A 14,264-nucleotide genomic window follows, 5' to 3' on the forward strand; every position below is an offset into this window, starting at 1 on the left:
AGGCGTGCGGCGGGGCCAGCACGAGCGGGCCGTCGTCGGTGGCGTCGCCGCCCTGGACGCGGAAGGCCAGCGCGCCGAGCCCGTCCTGGGTGGCGAGCGCGCCCCCGCCGCCCGCCGGGCTGCTGACCGTCGCGGCGACCCCGCGGCGGGGCTCGTCCGCGGCGACCGGGCCGGTGAGCGCCGAGGTGAGCAGCGGGTCGGTCAGCACGGCCGTCTGCACGGCGTCGGCGCTGGGCTGCGCGGTCTCGACCGGGACGACGCCGGTGACGCGCGTCGTGCGGCGCTGCTCGACGCCGTCCGCGGACAGCAGCACCGTGCGGTTGCCCGCCGCGGCCACCGCGTCCATGGTCGGGCCGTCGAGCAGCCCGGCCGCCGGCCAGGTCACGTCGCTCACCACGGCCGCCCCGCCCAGCACCGCGGTCAGCACCTCCCGGCCCTGCCCGATCGACCCGGTGGCCAGCGCGCCCTGCCCACCCCTGGTGAGCGCGGCCAGGTCGGCGTCGGCGTAGGGCAGCGCGAGGACGCAGGTGTCGGCGGCGACCGCGGTGAGCTGGTCGAGCCAGGCCGCGGCGGCCTGCGCGCCGGTGCCCGGTACGAGCGCGCCGTCGGCCCCCAGGACGTTGTAGCCGCCGCGCATGGCCCCCACGGTGTCGACCAGGTCGGGGTCGACGGCCAGGCAGATCGCCTGGCGGAGCGCCGAGCCCACCGGGGCCGACTCGGTCAGCGCCGACAGCAGCCCGCCCAGCCGGCCGTCCGGGGCCAAGGAGGTGGCCAGCGTGTCGTCGGTGAGCAGCGGGGCCTGGCCGGGCACCGTGGACAGCCGGTGCGGCGCGTCGGTGATCGGGTAGAGCATCGCGAACGGCGTGGGCTCCGCCGGCCGGGGCGGGACCGCGTCCTCGCCGTCCGGGCCGGCCGGCAGCGACAGCACCGGCAGCAGCAGCCGGGTGCCGGCGAGCCGGGCCCGCGATCCCCCCTCCGGGACCCCGTTCACGTTGACCAGCAGTTCGTAGACGCCCGCCGTGCTGAGCGCGAGACCCTCCTGCGGGGCGCCGCGCAGCGGCACCGACAGCCGCACCGGCACCTGCGCGCCCGGGGCCAGCTCGCCGGGCAGCTCGGTGAACTGCGGGGTGACGGCGTCGGTGGCGGCCGAGCCGTCCAGCGCGTCGCGGAGCTGGCCCTCGGTGCGCAGCGCCTCGCTGCGCTGCACCCGCACGACCAGGTCGTCGACCGGGCGGTCGCCGGTGTTGGTGAGCGTGCCGACGACGCTCAGCGCGCCCGGGCCGTTCGCGGTGACCACCCGGGGAGCCAGCTGGCTGATGTCGAGCCGCAGCGGACCCGCCACCCCGTCGCGCTGCTCGACGCGCCCGGACCCCGGGTCGGGCGCGCCGGCCGGCTGGTCGGCCCCCGCCGCCCCGGCCAGCGGCCCGACGAGCAGCAGCAGGGTGATCGCGACCAGGGCCGCGACCGGCTTCACGCCGTCTCCTCCAGCAACTCGGTGGCCCGCCGGATCAACCGCCGCTCGTCGGCGTAGGCCAGCCGGGACTCCAGCTCGACGAGCGGGACCCAGGCCACCTCGGACACCTCGATGTCGGAGTCGGACAGCTCGCCGCCCAGCGCGCGCAGCAGGAAGTGGTGCACGGTCTTGTGCACGCGGCGGTCCTCGGCGACGAACCAGAAGTCGATGGTGCCCAGTGGTGCGACCACCCGACCGATGATGCCGGTCTCCTCCTCGACCTCGCGCACCGCCGCCTCCTCGGCGGTCTCACCGGCCTCGATGTGGCCCTTGGGCAGCGACCACAGCAGCCTGCCCCTGCGGTCGAGGCGGCCGATGACCGCGGCGGTGCCCGAGGCGTGGTCGACGACGAGCCCGCCGGCCGACGTCTCGTCGACCGTGCGCAGGCGCCGCCTGCGCTCCGCGGGTCGCTTCCCGCGGCGCCCTCCGGCGCGACCGCGGGATGTGGACATGTGGGGATGGTAACGACGTCGATCGGCAACCCGCCGGTTCCACGCGGTCGGGCGCGGTGCATATGCCGGTGAGCGGCCGCGGTCGCGTCCGTAGACTGGATCGCCGTGTCCGCAGTTGCGATGCCCGTCCCCGATGACCTCGTCCGGGCCCAGGAGAATGCGGTCGTGGAGATGGTCCAGGTCGGCCCGGTTGCCCAGGAGCTGGCGGACCGGTTCGCCGCCGCCGGGTACCGGTTGTACCTCGTCGGCGGCAGTGTCCGCGACGCCCTGCTCGGCCGCCCGTCCCACGACCTCGACTTCACCACCGACGCCCGCCCGGAGGCGATCCAGGCGGTCCTGAACGGCTGGGCGGAGGCGATCTGGGACACCGGCATCGCGTTCGGCACGGTCGGTGCCGTCCGCCGGGGCAGCACCGTGGAGATCACGACGTTCCGCGCCGACGCCTACGACGGCGTCAGCCGCAACCCGGTCGTGGCGTTCGGCGACTCGATCACCGAGGACCTGGTCCGGCGCGACTTCACGGTGAACGCGATGGCCGTCGAGCTGACCTCGACCCCGCACCGCTTCGTCGACCCGCACGGCGGCCTGGCCGCGCTGGCCACCGGCACGCTCGACACGCCGGCGACCCCGCAGCAGTCGTTCTCCGACGACCCGCTGCGCATGCTGCGCGCCGCCCGGTTCGTCTCCCAGTTGGGCTTCGAGCCCGCGCCCCGGGTCGTCGGGGCCATCACCGCCATGGCCGACCAGCTCGACCGGATCACCCGCGAGCGGGTGCAGGTCGAGCTGACCAAGATGATCATGGGGGCGCACCCGCGGCGCGGCGTCGAGCTGATGGTCGACACCGGCATGGCCGACCGCGTCCTGCCCGAGGTGCCGGCCATGCGGCTGGCCATCGACGAGCACATGCAGCACAAGGACGTCTACACGCACTCGCTGGTCGTGATGGAGCAGGCGATCGAGCGCGAGACCGACGGCCCCGACCTGGTGCTGCGCCTCGCCGCCCTGCTGCACGACGTGGGCAAGCCCGACACCCGCCGCAAGGAGGCCGACGGGCGGGTCAGCTTCCACCACCACGAGGTCGTCGGGGCGAAGCTGGTCCGCAAGCGGCTGCGCGAGCTGCGCTACCCGAAGGTGGTGGTCGACGAGGTCGCCCAGCTGGTGTTCCTGCACCTGCGCTTCCACGGCTACTCCAGCGGCGAGTGGACCGACTCGGCGGTGCGCCGCTACGTCACCGACGCCGGCCCCCTGCTGGAGCGGCTGCACAAGCTCGTCCGCTCCGACTGCACCACCCGCAACCGCCGCCGCGCGGCCGCGCTGCAGCGCTCCTACGACTCGCTCGAGCAGCGCATCGTCGAGCTGCGCGAGCGCGAGGAGCTCGACGCCATCCGGCCCGACCTGGACGGCAACGAGATCATGGAACTGCTCGGGCTGCGGCCGGGCCCGCAGGTCGGCAAGGCGTACAAGCACCTGCTGGCGGTGCGGATGGAGCGCGGCCCGCTGACCCGCGAGCAGGCCGAGGCCGAGCTGCGCGCCTGGGCGGCGGAGAACCTGGCCTGACCGTGGGAGTCCGGCTCGGTCACGACCTCGCGCGGCGGCGCAGCGCGAGGTCGTGACCGAGCAGGCCGACGAGGTAGAGCCCCGCGCTCGCGGCGAACAGCGCGGGCGCCCGACCGTCCGGCGGGCTGAGGAACGCGGCCGCCGTCACGGCGGCGACGAAGCCGACGTTGAAGACGATGTCGTAGATCGCGAACACCCGGCCCAGCACGCCGTCGCGCGCCTCGCCCTGCACCGCGGCGTCGGTGCACAGCTTGAGCACCTGCCCCACCATGCCCAGGACGTAGGCCACGGCGAACACCGTGGGCAGGGTGAGCAGCCCGACCAGCGCCAGCTGCGCGACGGCCGCGGCGACGAGCGCCACCCGGACCAGGCGCGCCCGCCCCCAGCGCCGCACCGCCCACGGCGTCACCAGCGCCGCGGTGCCCAGCCCGGCGGCCGCGACGCCCACCGTCTGGCCGATGCCGGCCAGCCCGACGCGCAGCGGGCCGATCGCGGTGAACGCGTAGCGGAACAGCAGCAGCATCAGCAGCGTGCTGATCCCGAACGCGACGCGGTGCGCGGCCAGCGCCACGAACGAGGCCGTCACCGACGGCGTCGCGGTGGTGGCCCGCGCCCCGTCGACGAGGCCGCGCAGCGCGGTGCCCACGGCCCCGTGGTCCTGGGCGACGGCCCGGTCGGGTCCCAGCACGCCGCGCCGGAAGCCGACCGCGACCCCCGCCGCGAGGAGCCCGCCCAAGAGTGAGGTGAGAGTGGTCACTGCCGATCCGGCGTCGTCCGCGCCGACGAGCGCGCGTACGCCGATCGCGACGGCGGCCCCGGTGGCGGTCATCCCGGCACCCACCGTGACGGCGAACGCGTTGGCCTCCACCAGGTTGGCCCGCGGCACCAGGTGCGGCAGCCCGACCGACAGCCCGGCCCCGACGAACCGGCTGAGCCCGGCCACCAGCAGCGCGCCCAGGTACAGCGGTGCCCCGTCGGCACCCACGTACACGGTCGCCGCCACGCCGATGATCAATGCGGCCCGCACGAGGCTGGCCACCACCAGCACGCGCTTGCGGTCCCAGCGGTCCAGCAGCGCCCCGGCGAACGGGCCGATCACCGAGTACGGCAGCAGGAGCACCGCCAGCCCGGCCGCCACGGCGATCGGGTCGGCCTGGCGCTCGGGGTTGAACAGCACCGCGCCGCCCAGCGCCGTCTGGAACATGCCGTCGGACAGCTGCGCGGGGAAGCGCACCCCCAGCAGCCTGCGGTAGCCGGGCAGGCGAAGCAGGCGGGTGATCCCGATCCGCTCGGCGTCCGGCGGGTGGTCACCGTCGGTGGCCGCGAGGGGACGTCCGGCGCGTTCGTCGGTGGCCGCGGTGGACGTCGCGGTGGACGCCCGGCCGGGACCGTCCGCCGGGTCGACGGTCGACCGGGGACGCGATGATCCCGAAGTCGGCACGGCCGAAGGCTACGCGCCGCCCCGGTTGCAATGATGTCCCCGTGGTGGACGACCGCTTCGGTACTGCTTCCCGCCCCGGAGCCGAGGCGGCCCCGGGAACCCTGCTCGTGGCCTCCCCCAGCCTGCTCGACCCCAACTTCCGGCGCACCGTCGTCTACCTGATCGAGCACCGCGCCCAGGGCAGCCTCGGCGTCGTGCTGAACCGGCCGAGCGAGATCACCGTCCGCGACGTCCTGCCGGCCTGGGCGCCGCTGTCGTCGGCGCCGCCGTCGGTGTTCGTCGGCGGGCCGGTGGAGAGCGAGTCGGCGATCTGCCTGGCCGCGGTGCGCACCGGGCAGGACCCGACCAGGTTGGACGGCCTGATCGCCGTGCGCGGCCCGGTCGCCCAGGTCGACCTCGACCGCGACCCGGGCGGCCTGGCGCCGGTGCTGCGGGGGCTGCGGGTGTTCGCCGGCTACGCGGGCTGGGACGCCGGCCAGCTGGACGGCGAGATCCGCCGCGGCGACTGGTACGTGGTCCCGGCGCTGCCCGACGACGTCTTCACCCGCCGCGAGGCGGGGCTGTGGGGGCACGTGCTGCGCCGGCAGGGCCTCCCGCTGGCGTTGCTGGCCACCTACCCGGCCGACGTCCGGCACAACTGAGCCCGGGCGGCGGGTTGGGTGGCAGCTGCCACCCAACCCGTCCCCCGCAGCACCAGGGGAGTCCTCGCAGCCCGTCGGCGGGCTGCGACCCCGATCCCAGAGCTGCGAGCACGCGCGGCCTCTGCGAGGACGGGGTGGGTCCGCCACCGCCGACGGTCGGGGAAGGCACGTCAGCGGTGGCGGGGGTCGAAGGGGAGCGGCGGCGGCGGGGGCTGCTCCGCCTGTTCGATCGCCCGGTACATCGCCTGCTGGGCCTGCTCGCGCGAGTCGGTGAAGCCGTACAGCTCGGTGCCGGTGGAGCGCCGGTAGGCGTTCCACCACCAGCACTGCCGGCGTTCGATGAACTGCACGCAGGTGTCCCACTCCCGCTGCCTCACCACGGCCGCTGCTCCTCGCGCACGCGCCGCGCCCACCGGCGGTCCGCGGCGCGGATGGCGACGAGGGTCGCCACGGCGATGCCGATGATCACTGCGGTCACGAGTACCAGGACGGCGACGGTGGTCATCCGGTTCCCCCTCCGGCCCGATAACTCTTGTGGTTGGATGACTACACCCTGTCACGACCTGAGATATGCTTCCACGGCACTTGTGGGCTTTGGAGGGGTGTTTGTGCGACGACGACGGCTGATCGAAGCGCGCAAGCGCGCGGGGAAGAACCAGGAGGACGTGGCCGCGGTCGTCGGCGTGGATCGCACGACGATCGGCAAGTGGGAGCGCGACGAGAGCACGCCGCACCCGAACCAGCGGCCCGCCTACGCCGAGGCGCTGGGCATATCCCTGGACGAACTGGCGGCGATGCTCTCCAGCCTGCCGGTGCCCGATGGCAGCAACGTTCCGGAGTGGCTGAGCAGCTACCTCGGGATGGAGCAGTCCGCGACCGACCTCCGCGCCCACGAGCCCGAAGTGGTCTACGGATTGCTGCAGACCCCGCGCTACACCGAAGCGGTCGTCCGCGCGTCAGGTCTGTCCGACGTGTCAGAAGCCTACGTCGACAAGCGGGTCCACCAGCGCCGACTGCGGCAGCGGCGGGTGCGCGACGGCAGCCTCGGCCTTGATGTCATCCAGTCCGAGCAGGCGCTGCGCGTACGGGTCGGGAATGCCGACGTGATGGCCGAGCAGCTCAGGGAAGTCGTCGAACTCTCGCGGCTGCGCAATGTCACGGTGCGGGTGACCACCTTCGACGCCGGCCAGCACGAGGCCCGGCGGATCGACACCTTCGTGATCATGACCCATCCGTGGGGCGATCCGCGCGTCTGGATCGAGAGTTACGCTGGCGGGCAGTTCATCACCGACGCCGACGAGGTGCACTACTTCGTCACGACGTTCGCGCAGGCCGCGGACCTGGCGCTGTCCCCGGCGGAGTCGGTGGCCTTCATCGGCGACCTGGCCGACGAGTGGGAGTCGAGGCGATGACCGAGCCCGCAGTCCAGTGGCGGAAGTCCAGCTTCAGCAACGACGGCACGTGCGTCGAGGTGGCCGACCTGCCCGACGGAGGCCGTCTCGTGCGCGACACCAAGCTCGGCGAGGACAGTCCCGTCCTGCGCTACACCGCTGCCGAGTGGCGGGCGTTCGTCGCGGGCGTCCGCGCCGGCGAGTTCGACTGAGCCCGGTCGCCGCGCCGTCCCGGCCGACCGGGGTGACGATGGGTCGATGCGCCGACCCCGTCCCGACCGTCCCGGCCCCGGCCAGGAGTCCGTCTGGGACTACCCGCGCCCACCGCGCGCCGAGCCCGACCACCGCCGCGCCCGGATACGCCACGCCGGCGTGCTGCTGGCCGACACCGACGACCTCGTGCGCGTGCTGGAGACCAGCCACCCGCCGACGTTCTACCTGCCGAGGGAGGCGTTCGGCGAGCACGTCCGGCCGAGCGCCCGGACCACGGTCTGCGAGTGGAAGGGCGTCGCCCGCTACGTCGACGTCCTGGTCGACGGCGCCGAGCCGGTGGTCGCGGTGGGCTGGTGGTACCCGGAGCCCGACCGGCGCTACCCGGGTCTGCGCGACCGGGTCGCCGTGTACCCGGGGCTGCTCGACGAGATCACCCTCGACGGCGAGCGGGTGCGCCCGCAGCCCGGCGGCTTCTACGGCGGCTGGGTCACCGACGACGTGGTGGGCCCGTTCAAGGGTGGGCCCGGCTCCTGGGGCTGGTGAGGCGGCTGAGCGACTCAGCCGCGGGCGGCGGCGTCCTCGGCGGAGGAGCTCGTCCCGGTCGGCCGGCAGCCCTCGATCAGCGAGCAGCCTGCGCACTCCCCGGCGCACCCGACCGGCTCGACCGCGTCCGGCACGGCCGCGGCGGCCCGCTCCCCCACCAGGCCCCCGGCGCCCAGCAGGGCGACGAAGCCGATCACCGAGATGACCAGCACGACCCAGGCGACGACGCCGTCGGCGCCGGCGACCAGGGCGCCGCCGCCGAGCAGCGCGGCGGCCGCGGCGGCCGCGAACGGCACCGACGCGGCGCGGTTGGCCACCGCGAACGCCTCCTCGGTGCGCAGGGTGGTGGCCGTGCGCACACCGACGACCCGGTTGCGGCGCAGCCGCGAGCGCGCCCCCAGCACGGCGACGGTCAGGGCGGCGCCGCCGACCATCAGCTCGACCAGCCCGAACACCAGAACCAGAGACCACGGCACCCCGACAGGGTAAGCCGAGCCGGGGCGGGGCCGGGGCCGGGGAGAACCCCGTCGTCGCCCGGTCGGGAGCGGCGTTACCCTGGGAACGTGGCCCGTCGACTCCTTACCGAGGCCGCGCCGCACTGAGAGTCCCGGCGCGGCCGACCCCTCACGCCCATCGGCGGAGGGGTCTTCTGGTTTCTCGGGTCGACAACGAAATCCCTGGAGTGGGAACCATGAGCACGGACACGACCACCCCGGCCGACGCCGCCACCGCGCGTCCCGCCGACGCTCCGCCGTTCCGCTACGGCGCCGCACTGGCCGCGCGCATCGAGCGGGCCTGGCAGGACCGGTGGGAGGCCGAGGGCACCTTCCACGTCCCGAACCCGACCGGCGCCTGGGCCGACCCGGCCCACCCGAACGCGGACGGCGACAAGGTCTACCTGATGGACATGTTCCCCTACCCGTCCGGGTCGGGGCTGCACGTGGGCCACCCGCTGGGCTTCATCGGCACCGACGTGCTGGGCCGCTACCTGCGGATGACCGGCCGCAACGTGCTGCACACCATGGGCTTCGACGCGTTCGGGCTGCCGGCCGAGCAGTACGCCGTGCAGACCGGCACGCACCCGCGCAAGACCACCGAGGACAACATCGAGCGCTACCGCGCCCAGCTGCGCCAGCTGGGCCTGGGCCACGACGACCGGCGCTCGGTGGCGACCACCGACATCGAGTTCTACCGCTGGACCCAGTGGATCTTCCTGCAGATCTACAACTCCTGGTACGACGAGGCCGCCGCGAAGGCCCGCCCGATCGCCGAGCTGGAGGCCGAGTTCGCCGCCGGCACCCGGGTCCCCGCCGGCGGGCAGTCGTGGGCCGAGCTGGACGACGTCCAGCGCCGCCGGATCGTCGACTCGTTCCGGCTGGCCTACATCTCCGAGGCGCCGGTCAACTGGTGCCCCGGCCTGGGCACGGTGCTGGCCAACGAGGAGGTCACCGCCGACGGGCGCAGCGAGCGCGGCAACTTCCCGGTGTTCCGCCGCAGCCTGAAGCAGTGGATGATGCGGATCACCGCCTACGCCGACCGCCTGGTCGCCGACCTGGACCGGCTGGACTGGCCGGATTCGGTCAAGACGATGCAGCGCAACTGGATCGGGCGCTCGCAGGGCGCCCGGGTCCGGTTCCCCGTCGAGGGCTTCGACGACGTCGACATCGAGGTCTTCACCACCCGCCCCGACACCCTGTTCGGGGCCACCTACATGGTGCTGGCGCCCGAGCACCCGCTGGTCGACGCGATCACCCCCGCCGAGTGGCCCGACGGCACCGGCGAGCGCTGGTCCGCGGGCGCCACCGACCCGCGCGCCGCCGTCGCGGAGTACCGGGCCGCCGCCGCCCGCAAGTCCGACCTGGACCGCCAGGAGTACAAGGACAAGACCGGCGTCTTCACCGGCGCCTTCGCCACCAATCCGGTCAACGGCGCGCTGATCCCGGTGTTCGTCGCCGACTACGTGCTGATGGGCTACGGCACCGGCGCGATCATGGCCGTGCCCGGCCAGGACCAGCGCGACTGGGACTTCGCCGCCAACTTCGGGCTGCCCATCATCCGCACCGTGCAGCCGTTCGAGGGCTTCGACGGCGAGGCGTTCACCGGCGACGGCCCGGCGATCAACTCCGCGAACGACGAGATCAGCCTGGACGGGCTGGGCGTCGCCGAGGCCAAGGCCGCGATCACCGAGTGGCTGTCCGCGCGCGGTGCCGGCGACGCCGTCGTCCAGTACAAGCTGCGCGACTGGCTGTTCTCCCGGCAGCGCTACTGGGGCGAGCCGTTCCCGGTCGTCTGGGACGCCGACGGGCTGCCCGTCGGCCTGCCCGACGACCAACTGCCCGTCGAGCTGCCCGAGATCGCCGACTACTCGCCCAAGACCTTCGCCCCCGACGACGCCGACTCCGAGCCGGAGCCGCCGCTGTCGCGCGCCGAGGAGTGGGTGGCGGTCGACCTGGACCTGGGCACCGGCCCGCGGCACTACCGGCGCGAGACCAACACCATGCCGCAGTGGGCCGGCTCCTGCTGGTACTACCTGCGCTACCTGGACCCGGACAACCACGACCGGTTCGTCGATCCCGAGATCGAGCGCTACTGGATGGGCCCCGACCCGGCCCGGTCGGACGACCCGGGCGGTGTCGACCTGTACGTCGGCGGCGTCGAGCACGCGGTGCTGCACCTGCTGTACGCCCGGTTCTGGCACAAGGTCCTGTACGACCTGGGCCACGTCAGCTCCGAGGAGCCGTTCCGGCGGCTGTTCAACCAGGGCTACATCCAGGCCTTCGCCTACACCGACGCCCGCGGCGCCTACGTGACCGCAGAGGAGGTCGTGGAGGACGAGGACGGCGGTTTCACGTGGAACGGCCAGCCCGTCCGGCGCCAGTACGGGAAGATGGGCAAGTCGCTGCGCAACGTGGTGACGCCCGACGAGATGTGCGAGCGCTACGGCGCCGACACGTTCCGGCTGTACGAGATGTCCACCGGCCCGATGGACGTCTCCCGGCCCTGGTCGACCCGTGACGTCATCGGCGCGCAGCGGTTCCTGCAGCGCGTCTGGCGCAACCTGGTCGACGAGACCACCGGCGCGTGCCGCGTCACCGAGGCCGAGCCCGACGTCGAGACCCTGCGCGTCCTGCACAAGGCGATCGCCGGCGTCCACGCCGACTACGCCGCCCTGCACCACAACACCGCCGCGGCCAAGCTGATCGAGCTGAACAACCACCTGACCAAGACCTACGCCGGTACGGGGGTGCCGCGCGCGGTCGCCGAGCCGCTGGTCCTGATGATGGCCCCGCTGACCCCGCACATCGCCGAGGAGCTGTGGTCGCTGCTGGGCCACTCCGGCACCCTGGCCCACGGCCCGTTCCCCGCCGCCGACGAGCGGTACCTGGTCGCCGAGACGGTCGAGTACCCGATCCAGGTCAACGGCAAGGTCCGCTCCCGCATCACCGTCCCGGCCGACGCCGACCAGGATCAGCTGCAGGCCGCCGCCCTGGCCGACGACAAGGTGGTCGCGGCCCTGGCCGGCCGCGAGCCGCGCAAGGTGATCGTGGTGCCGGGACGGCTGGTCAACGTCGTCGGCTGAGCGGGTCGCGATGGCCCCGGCACCCGTCGAGAACGAAGTTGCTGCGCGTTGGACCGGTCCATAATCACGACAACTTCGTTCTCGACGGACCGGGCGCGCTGTAGCGGACGGCGGCCGGGTCAGTCGGCGAGCAGTTCCAGCAGGGCCTTCTCGGCCTGGGAGCGGGCGCCGTGGGCGGTCAGCGGGTCGCCGTCTCCCGGCGGCAGCTCCAGCACCGTGCCGTTGTGGTACAGGTCGACCACCCGCGGGTCGACGTAGGACGCCTTCGCCACCGTGGGCGTGTTGCCCAGGTAGCCGGCGACCTGCTTCATCGCGGCGACGACGGCCTTGCGCCGCCCGGTCCTCGACGGGGCGGGCGCGCCGGCCAGCACGACGGCGGCCAGGACGGTGGCGTGCCAGGTGCGGAAGTCCTTTGCGCTGATCTCGCAGCCGCCGCTGTGCTCCTTGAGGTAGGCGTTGATGTCGTCGCTGCGCACGTCGTGCCACTGCCGGCCGGTGCGGTAGACGAGCAGTTCGGGGGTGCCGGCGTCCTGCTTGAGCAGGGCCTTGAGCAGCTTGGCCGTGTCGGCGTCGACGATCCGCTGGTTGCGCTCGACGCCGCCCTTGGCCGGGTAGTGGAAGTCCATCGTCGCCCCGCGTACCCGCACGTGCTCGCGGAGCAGCGTCGCCAGCCCGTAGGTCGCCTCGCCGGACGGGTCGTCGTCGGTGGCGTAGGCCTCGCCGCCGATCCGGAACACCCCGACGTCGAGCAGCCGGGCCGCCGCGGCGAGCACCCGTTCCCGGCCGTAGCCGCGCCGGGACAGGTCGACCGCGACCTGCTCGCGCAGCTGCGGCAGGTGCCGGGCGACCTCCAGGACGTGGTCGAACTTGGCGGCGTCCCGCTTGACCCGCCACTGGTCGTGGTAGCGGTACTGGCGCCGGCCCGCCGCGTCGGTCCCGATGGCCTGGATGTGCCCGCGCGGGTCGGCGCAGATCCACACGTCCTTCCACGCCGGCGGGATGACCAGCGCCTTGACGCGGTCGAGCTCGGCCGGGTCGGTCAGCGGTGCGCCGGTGGTGTCGAGGTAGCTGAACGCCTTGCCGCGCCGGCGGCGGGAGTACCCCGGCCGGGACGTGTCCGCGCGACGCAATCGCATGAGCGGTCACTGCCCGATGCGGGCTCGACCAAACGCCGTAGCCGGCCCGACCCCCCGGACGGTCCGGACCCGGCGGTCAGGACCGGTGGGAGCCCACGGTGCGGCAGCCGTGGCCCGTGAGCCCGGAGGCGAGCGAGAGGCCCCAGATCACCACCGGGAAGGCCGGCCAGAAGAACAGGGCGTGCCCGGCGGCCAGCGACGTGGCGGCCCAGATCCCGACCAGCAGCAGGCTGAACCCCAGCCAGCTGCGCCAGTCGGCGCTGCCCTGGGACGGGGCGCGCGACGCGCTGCGGGCCACCGTGACGGGCTGCGGGATGTCGCGGGTGAGGGCGGCCAGGTCGGCGTGGGTGACGGCGGCGTAGGCCGCGCGGAGCCGGTCGTCGACCTCGGTCAGGCTCAACTGGCCGCGGCCGACGGCCTCGCGCAGGGTCGCCGCGACCCGGTCGCGGTCGTCGTCGGAGACGCGCATCGCATCGGGTGTGCTGCTCATGGCCCCGACGGTAGGCGCGCGGCGCGGCGGGCCCATCGCCTGCGCGACCGACCACGGGTCAACCGATCGGTTGACGCCGGGTGTCAGGCCGTCGCCGGACGCACGACGACCTCGACGACCTCGGCGTCGGCGGACGCGCGCACGGCGAGCGCGACGGCCGCGGCCACCGACTCGACGCGCAGGTACCTCTCCGGGCGGTACTCGCCGCTCTCCTGCCGGACGACCTCGCGCTGCATGTCGGTGTCGGTGCGGCCGGGGTGCACCGAGGTCACGCGCACCCCGTTGCCCCCTTCCTCGGCGCGCAGCGCGTCGGCGAAGGCGCGCAGCGCGAACTTGCTGGCCGCGTAGGAGGCCCAGCCGGCGCGCGCGGCGTGCCCGGCGCCCGAGTTGAGCAGGACGACCCGGCCGCGGGCGGCCCGCAGCGCGGGCAGCAGCAGGCGGGTGAGCTCGGCGACGGCGACCACGTTCACCTCGAACTGGTGGCGCCAGGTCGCCGCGGGCGTCTCGGCGACGGTGCCGAGCAGGCCGACGCCCGCGCAGTGGACGAGCACGTCGAGCCGGTCGAGGCCGCGCACCGCCTGCGCGACCGCGGCGTCGTCGGTCAGGTCGACCGGCCAGGGCGTCGCCGACGGCAGCTCGCCGGCCAGCGCGACGAGCGCCTGCGGGTCGCGGCCGCCGAGCAGCAGATCGTGATCGTCGGCGAGGGTGCGGGCAACCGCGGCGCCGATGCCGCGGGACGCTCCGGTGATCAGGGCGAGCGGGCGGTCGGGATCATCGGTCACGGACCGACCCTAGCCAGCCGCCCGCGCACGGCCCGGGCCCCGCCGGAGGATCCGGCGGGGCCTTCCGCGTGCGGGCCGGGGGTCAGACCCGGCGCGCCGAGTTGAACGTCATGTCGTTCAGGTCGGAGATCTTCACCGGGCTCTTGCGGGTGCTGGCGTGCACCACCTTCCCGTCGCCGATGTAGATCGCGACGTGGCTGACCGGGCGGTAGAAGAAGACCAGGTCGCCGGGCCGCAGGTTGTCCCGGGACACCGGGGTGCCGACCTGGGACATGGCCCGGCTGGTGCGCGGCAGGGAGATGCCGACGTTCTTGTACGCCCAGCTGACCAGGCCGGAGCAGTCGAAGGCGTTCGGACCGGCGGCGCCGTAGCGGTACGGGGAGCCGATCTTGCTGAGGGCGAGGTCCATCGCGGCCGCGGACGGGGCCCGCGTCGGCGCGAGCGGCGTGGCGGCGGCGGCCGGGACGACCGGGGTGCTGACCGTCGGGGCGGGGACGGTCGCGGGGGCGGCGGGGGCGGCCACCG

The 14,264-nt window shown here is 74.3% G+C and carries 15 protein-coding genes and 1 pseudogene; 6 read left to right on the plus strand and 10 right to left on the minus strand.

Annotated elements, in window-relative coordinates; translation table 11 throughout:
* Together KIK08_RS32105 and KIK08_RS32110 are read right to left on the minus strand one after the other, a co-directional pair.
* Positions 1 to 1,474, minus strand: a pseudogene (locus KIK08_RS32105) (hypothetical protein); the annotation flags it as partial.
* Complete coding sequence (locus tag KIK08_RS32110) at positions 1,471 to 1,965, minus strand: NUDIX domain-containing protein (protein ID WP_214407070.1); 495 nt, start codon at positions 1,963 to 1,965, stop codon at positions 1,471 to 1,473. The pseudogene KIK08_RS32105 and the gene KIK08_RS32110, both read right to left, overlap by 4 nt.
* A 120-nt stretch (positions 1,966 to 2,085) precedes the next feature.
* Between KIK08_RS32110 and KIK08_RS32115 the strand changes: the two genes are divergently transcribed.
* Positions 2,086 to 3,522: a CCA tRNA nucleotidyltransferase gene (locus tag KIK08_RS32115; RefSeq protein WP_214407082.1), complete on the plus strand. Its 1,437-nt coding sequence runs from the start codon at positions 2,086 to 2,088 to the stop codon at positions 3,520 to 3,522.
* Between the two features lie 19 nt (positions 3,523 to 3,541).
* On the opposite strand, the gene KIK08_RS32120 is transcribed toward KIK08_RS32115, so the two are convergent.
* Positions 3,542 to 4,963 (minus strand): MFS transporter, encoded by a 1,422-nt coding sequence (locus KIK08_RS32120; protein ID WP_308258026.1) that lies wholly within the window; start codon positions 4,961 to 4,963, stop codon positions 3,542 to 3,544.
* 41 nt (positions 4,964 to 5,004) lie between these two features.
* Between KIK08_RS32120 and KIK08_RS32125 the strand changes: the two genes are divergently transcribed.
* A complete protein-coding gene (locus KIK08_RS32125; RefSeq protein ID WP_308258027.1) occupies positions 5,005 to 5,604 on the plus strand; it encodes a YqgE/AlgH family protein in 600 nt (199 codons plus the stop codon).
* Between the two features lie 170 nt (positions 5,605 to 5,774).
* On the opposite strand, the gene KIK08_RS32130 is transcribed toward KIK08_RS32125, so the two are convergent.
* Both KIK08_RS32130 and KIK08_RS41240 read right to left on the minus strand, forming a co-directional pair.
* Positions 5,775 to 5,984 (minus strand): hypothetical protein, encoded by a 210-nt coding sequence (locus tag KIK08_RS32130; protein ID WP_214407072.1) that lies wholly within the window; start codon positions 5,982 to 5,984, stop codon positions 5,775 to 5,777.
* A complete protein-coding gene (locus KIK08_RS41240; RefSeq protein ID WP_256446560.1) occupies positions 5,978 to 6,109 on the minus strand; it encodes a hypothetical protein in 132 nt (43 codons plus the stop codon). The genes KIK08_RS32130 and KIK08_RS41240 overlap by 7 nt, the downstream gene beginning before the upstream one ends.
* Before the next feature lie 97 nt (positions 6,110 to 6,206).
* Between KIK08_RS41240 and KIK08_RS32135 the strand changes: the two genes are divergently transcribed.
* From KIK08_RS32135 to KIK08_RS32145, 3 genes are read left to right on the plus strand one after another with little or no spacing between them, the layout of a single operon-like run.
* Positions 6,207 to 7,016, plus strand: a complete 810-nt coding sequence (locus tag KIK08_RS32135; RefSeq protein ID WP_214407073.1) for a helix-turn-helix domain-containing protein — start codon at positions 6,207 to 6,209, stop codon at positions 7,014 to 7,016.
* Positions 7,013 to 7,207: a DUF397 domain-containing protein gene (locus tag KIK08_RS32140; protein ID WP_214407074.1), complete on the plus strand. Its 195-nt coding sequence runs from the start codon at positions 7,013 to 7,015 to the stop codon at positions 7,205 to 7,207. The genes KIK08_RS32135 and KIK08_RS32140 overlap by 4 nt, the downstream gene beginning before the upstream one ends.
* Positions 7,208 to 7,253: 46 nt before the next feature.
* Positions 7,254 to 7,751 (plus strand): DUF427 domain-containing protein, encoded by a 498-nt coding sequence (locus tag KIK08_RS32145; RefSeq protein ID WP_214407075.1) that lies wholly within the window; start codon positions 7,254 to 7,256, stop codon positions 7,749 to 7,751.
* A 14-nt stretch (positions 7,752 to 7,765) separates the two neighbouring features.
* On the opposite strand, the gene KIK08_RS32150 is transcribed toward KIK08_RS32145, so the two are convergent.
* The gene (locus KIK08_RS32150) at positions 7,766 to 8,227 is read right to left on the minus strand and encodes an SdpI family protein (protein ID WP_214407076.1); all 462 of its coding nucleotides are present in this window, start codon (positions 8,225 to 8,227) and stop codon (positions 7,766 to 7,768) included.
* A gap of 215 nt (positions 8,228 to 8,442) precedes the next feature.
* Here KIK08_RS32150 and leuS point away from each other — a divergent pair, with 215 nt between their 5' ends.
* The gene (leuS, locus tag KIK08_RS32155; RefSeq protein WP_214407077.1) at positions 8,443 to 11,331 is read left to right on the plus strand and encodes a leucine--tRNA ligase; all 2,889 of its coding nucleotides are present in this window, start codon (positions 8,443 to 8,445) and stop codon (positions 11,329 to 11,331) included.
* Between the two features lie 119 nt (positions 11,332 to 11,450).
* On the opposite strand, the gene KIK08_RS32160 is transcribed toward leuS, so the two are convergent.
* The 4 genes from KIK08_RS32160 to KIK08_RS32175 all read right to left on the minus strand — a co-directional run.
* Entirely contained in the window at positions 11,451 to 12,467 is a 1,017-nt protein-coding gene (locus tag KIK08_RS32160; protein ID WP_214407078.1) for a DNA topoisomerase IB, read from the minus strand.
* Between the two features lie 76 nt (positions 12,468 to 12,543).
* On the minus strand, positions 12,544 to 12,957 hold the full coding sequence (locus KIK08_RS32165; protein WP_214407079.1) for a DUF1707 SHOCT-like domain-containing protein: 414 nt from the start codon (positions 12,955 to 12,957) through the stop codon (positions 12,544 to 12,546).
* A gap of 83 nt (positions 12,958 to 13,040) precedes the next feature.
* The gene (locus tag KIK08_RS32170) at positions 13,041 to 13,739 is read right to left on the minus strand and encodes an SDR family oxidoreductase (RefSeq protein WP_214407080.1); all 699 of its coding nucleotides are present in this window, start codon (positions 13,737 to 13,739) and stop codon (positions 13,041 to 13,043) included.
* A gap of 82 nt (positions 13,740 to 13,821) precedes the next feature.
* On the minus strand, positions 13,822 to 14,264 hold a 443-nt coding region (locus tag KIK08_RS32175; RefSeq protein WP_214407081.1), incomplete at its 5' end, for a C40 family peptidase.

This window comes from Pseudonocardia lacus (assembly GCF_018531445.1).
Lineage (GTDB): Bacteria > Actinomycetota > Actinomycetes > Mycobacteriales > Pseudonocardiaceae > Pseudonocardia > Pseudonocardia lacus.

What these genes read in the sequence shown, in the direction of transcription:
- KIK08_RS32110 (WP_214407070.1), bottom strand. Translation starts at nt 1,965, where the DNA reads ATGTCCACATCCCGCGGTCGCGCCGGAGGGCGCCGCGGGAAGCGACCC.
- KIK08_RS32115 (WP_214407082.1), top strand. Translation starts at nt 2,086, where the DNA reads ATGCCCGTCCCCGATGACCTCGTCCGGGCCCAGGAGAATGCGGTCGTG.
- KIK08_RS41240 (WP_256446560.1), bottom strand. Translation starts at nt 6,109, where the DNA reads ATGACCACCGTCGCCGTCCTGGTACTCGTGACCGCAGTGATCATCGGC.
- KIK08_RS32140 (WP_214407074.1), top strand. Translation starts at nt 7,013, where the DNA reads ATGACCGAGCCCGCAGTCCAGTGGCGGAAGTCCAGCTTCAGCAACGAC.
- KIK08_RS32145 (WP_214407075.1), top strand. Translation starts at nt 7,254, where the DNA reads ATGCGCCGACCCCGTCCCGACCGTCCCGGCCCCGGCCAGGAGTCCGTC.
- leuS (WP_214407077.1), top strand. Translation starts at nt 8,443, where the DNA reads ATGAGCACGGACACGACCACCCCGGCCGACGCCGCCACCGCGCGTCCC.
- KIK08_RS32160 (WP_214407078.1), bottom strand. Translation starts at nt 12,467, where the DNA reads ATGCGATTGCGTCGCGCGGACACGTCCCGGCCGGGGTACTCCCGCCGC.
- KIK08_RS32165 (WP_214407079.1), bottom strand. Translation starts at nt 12,957, where the DNA reads ATGAGCAGCACACCCGATGCGATGCGCGTCTCCGACGACGACCGCGAC.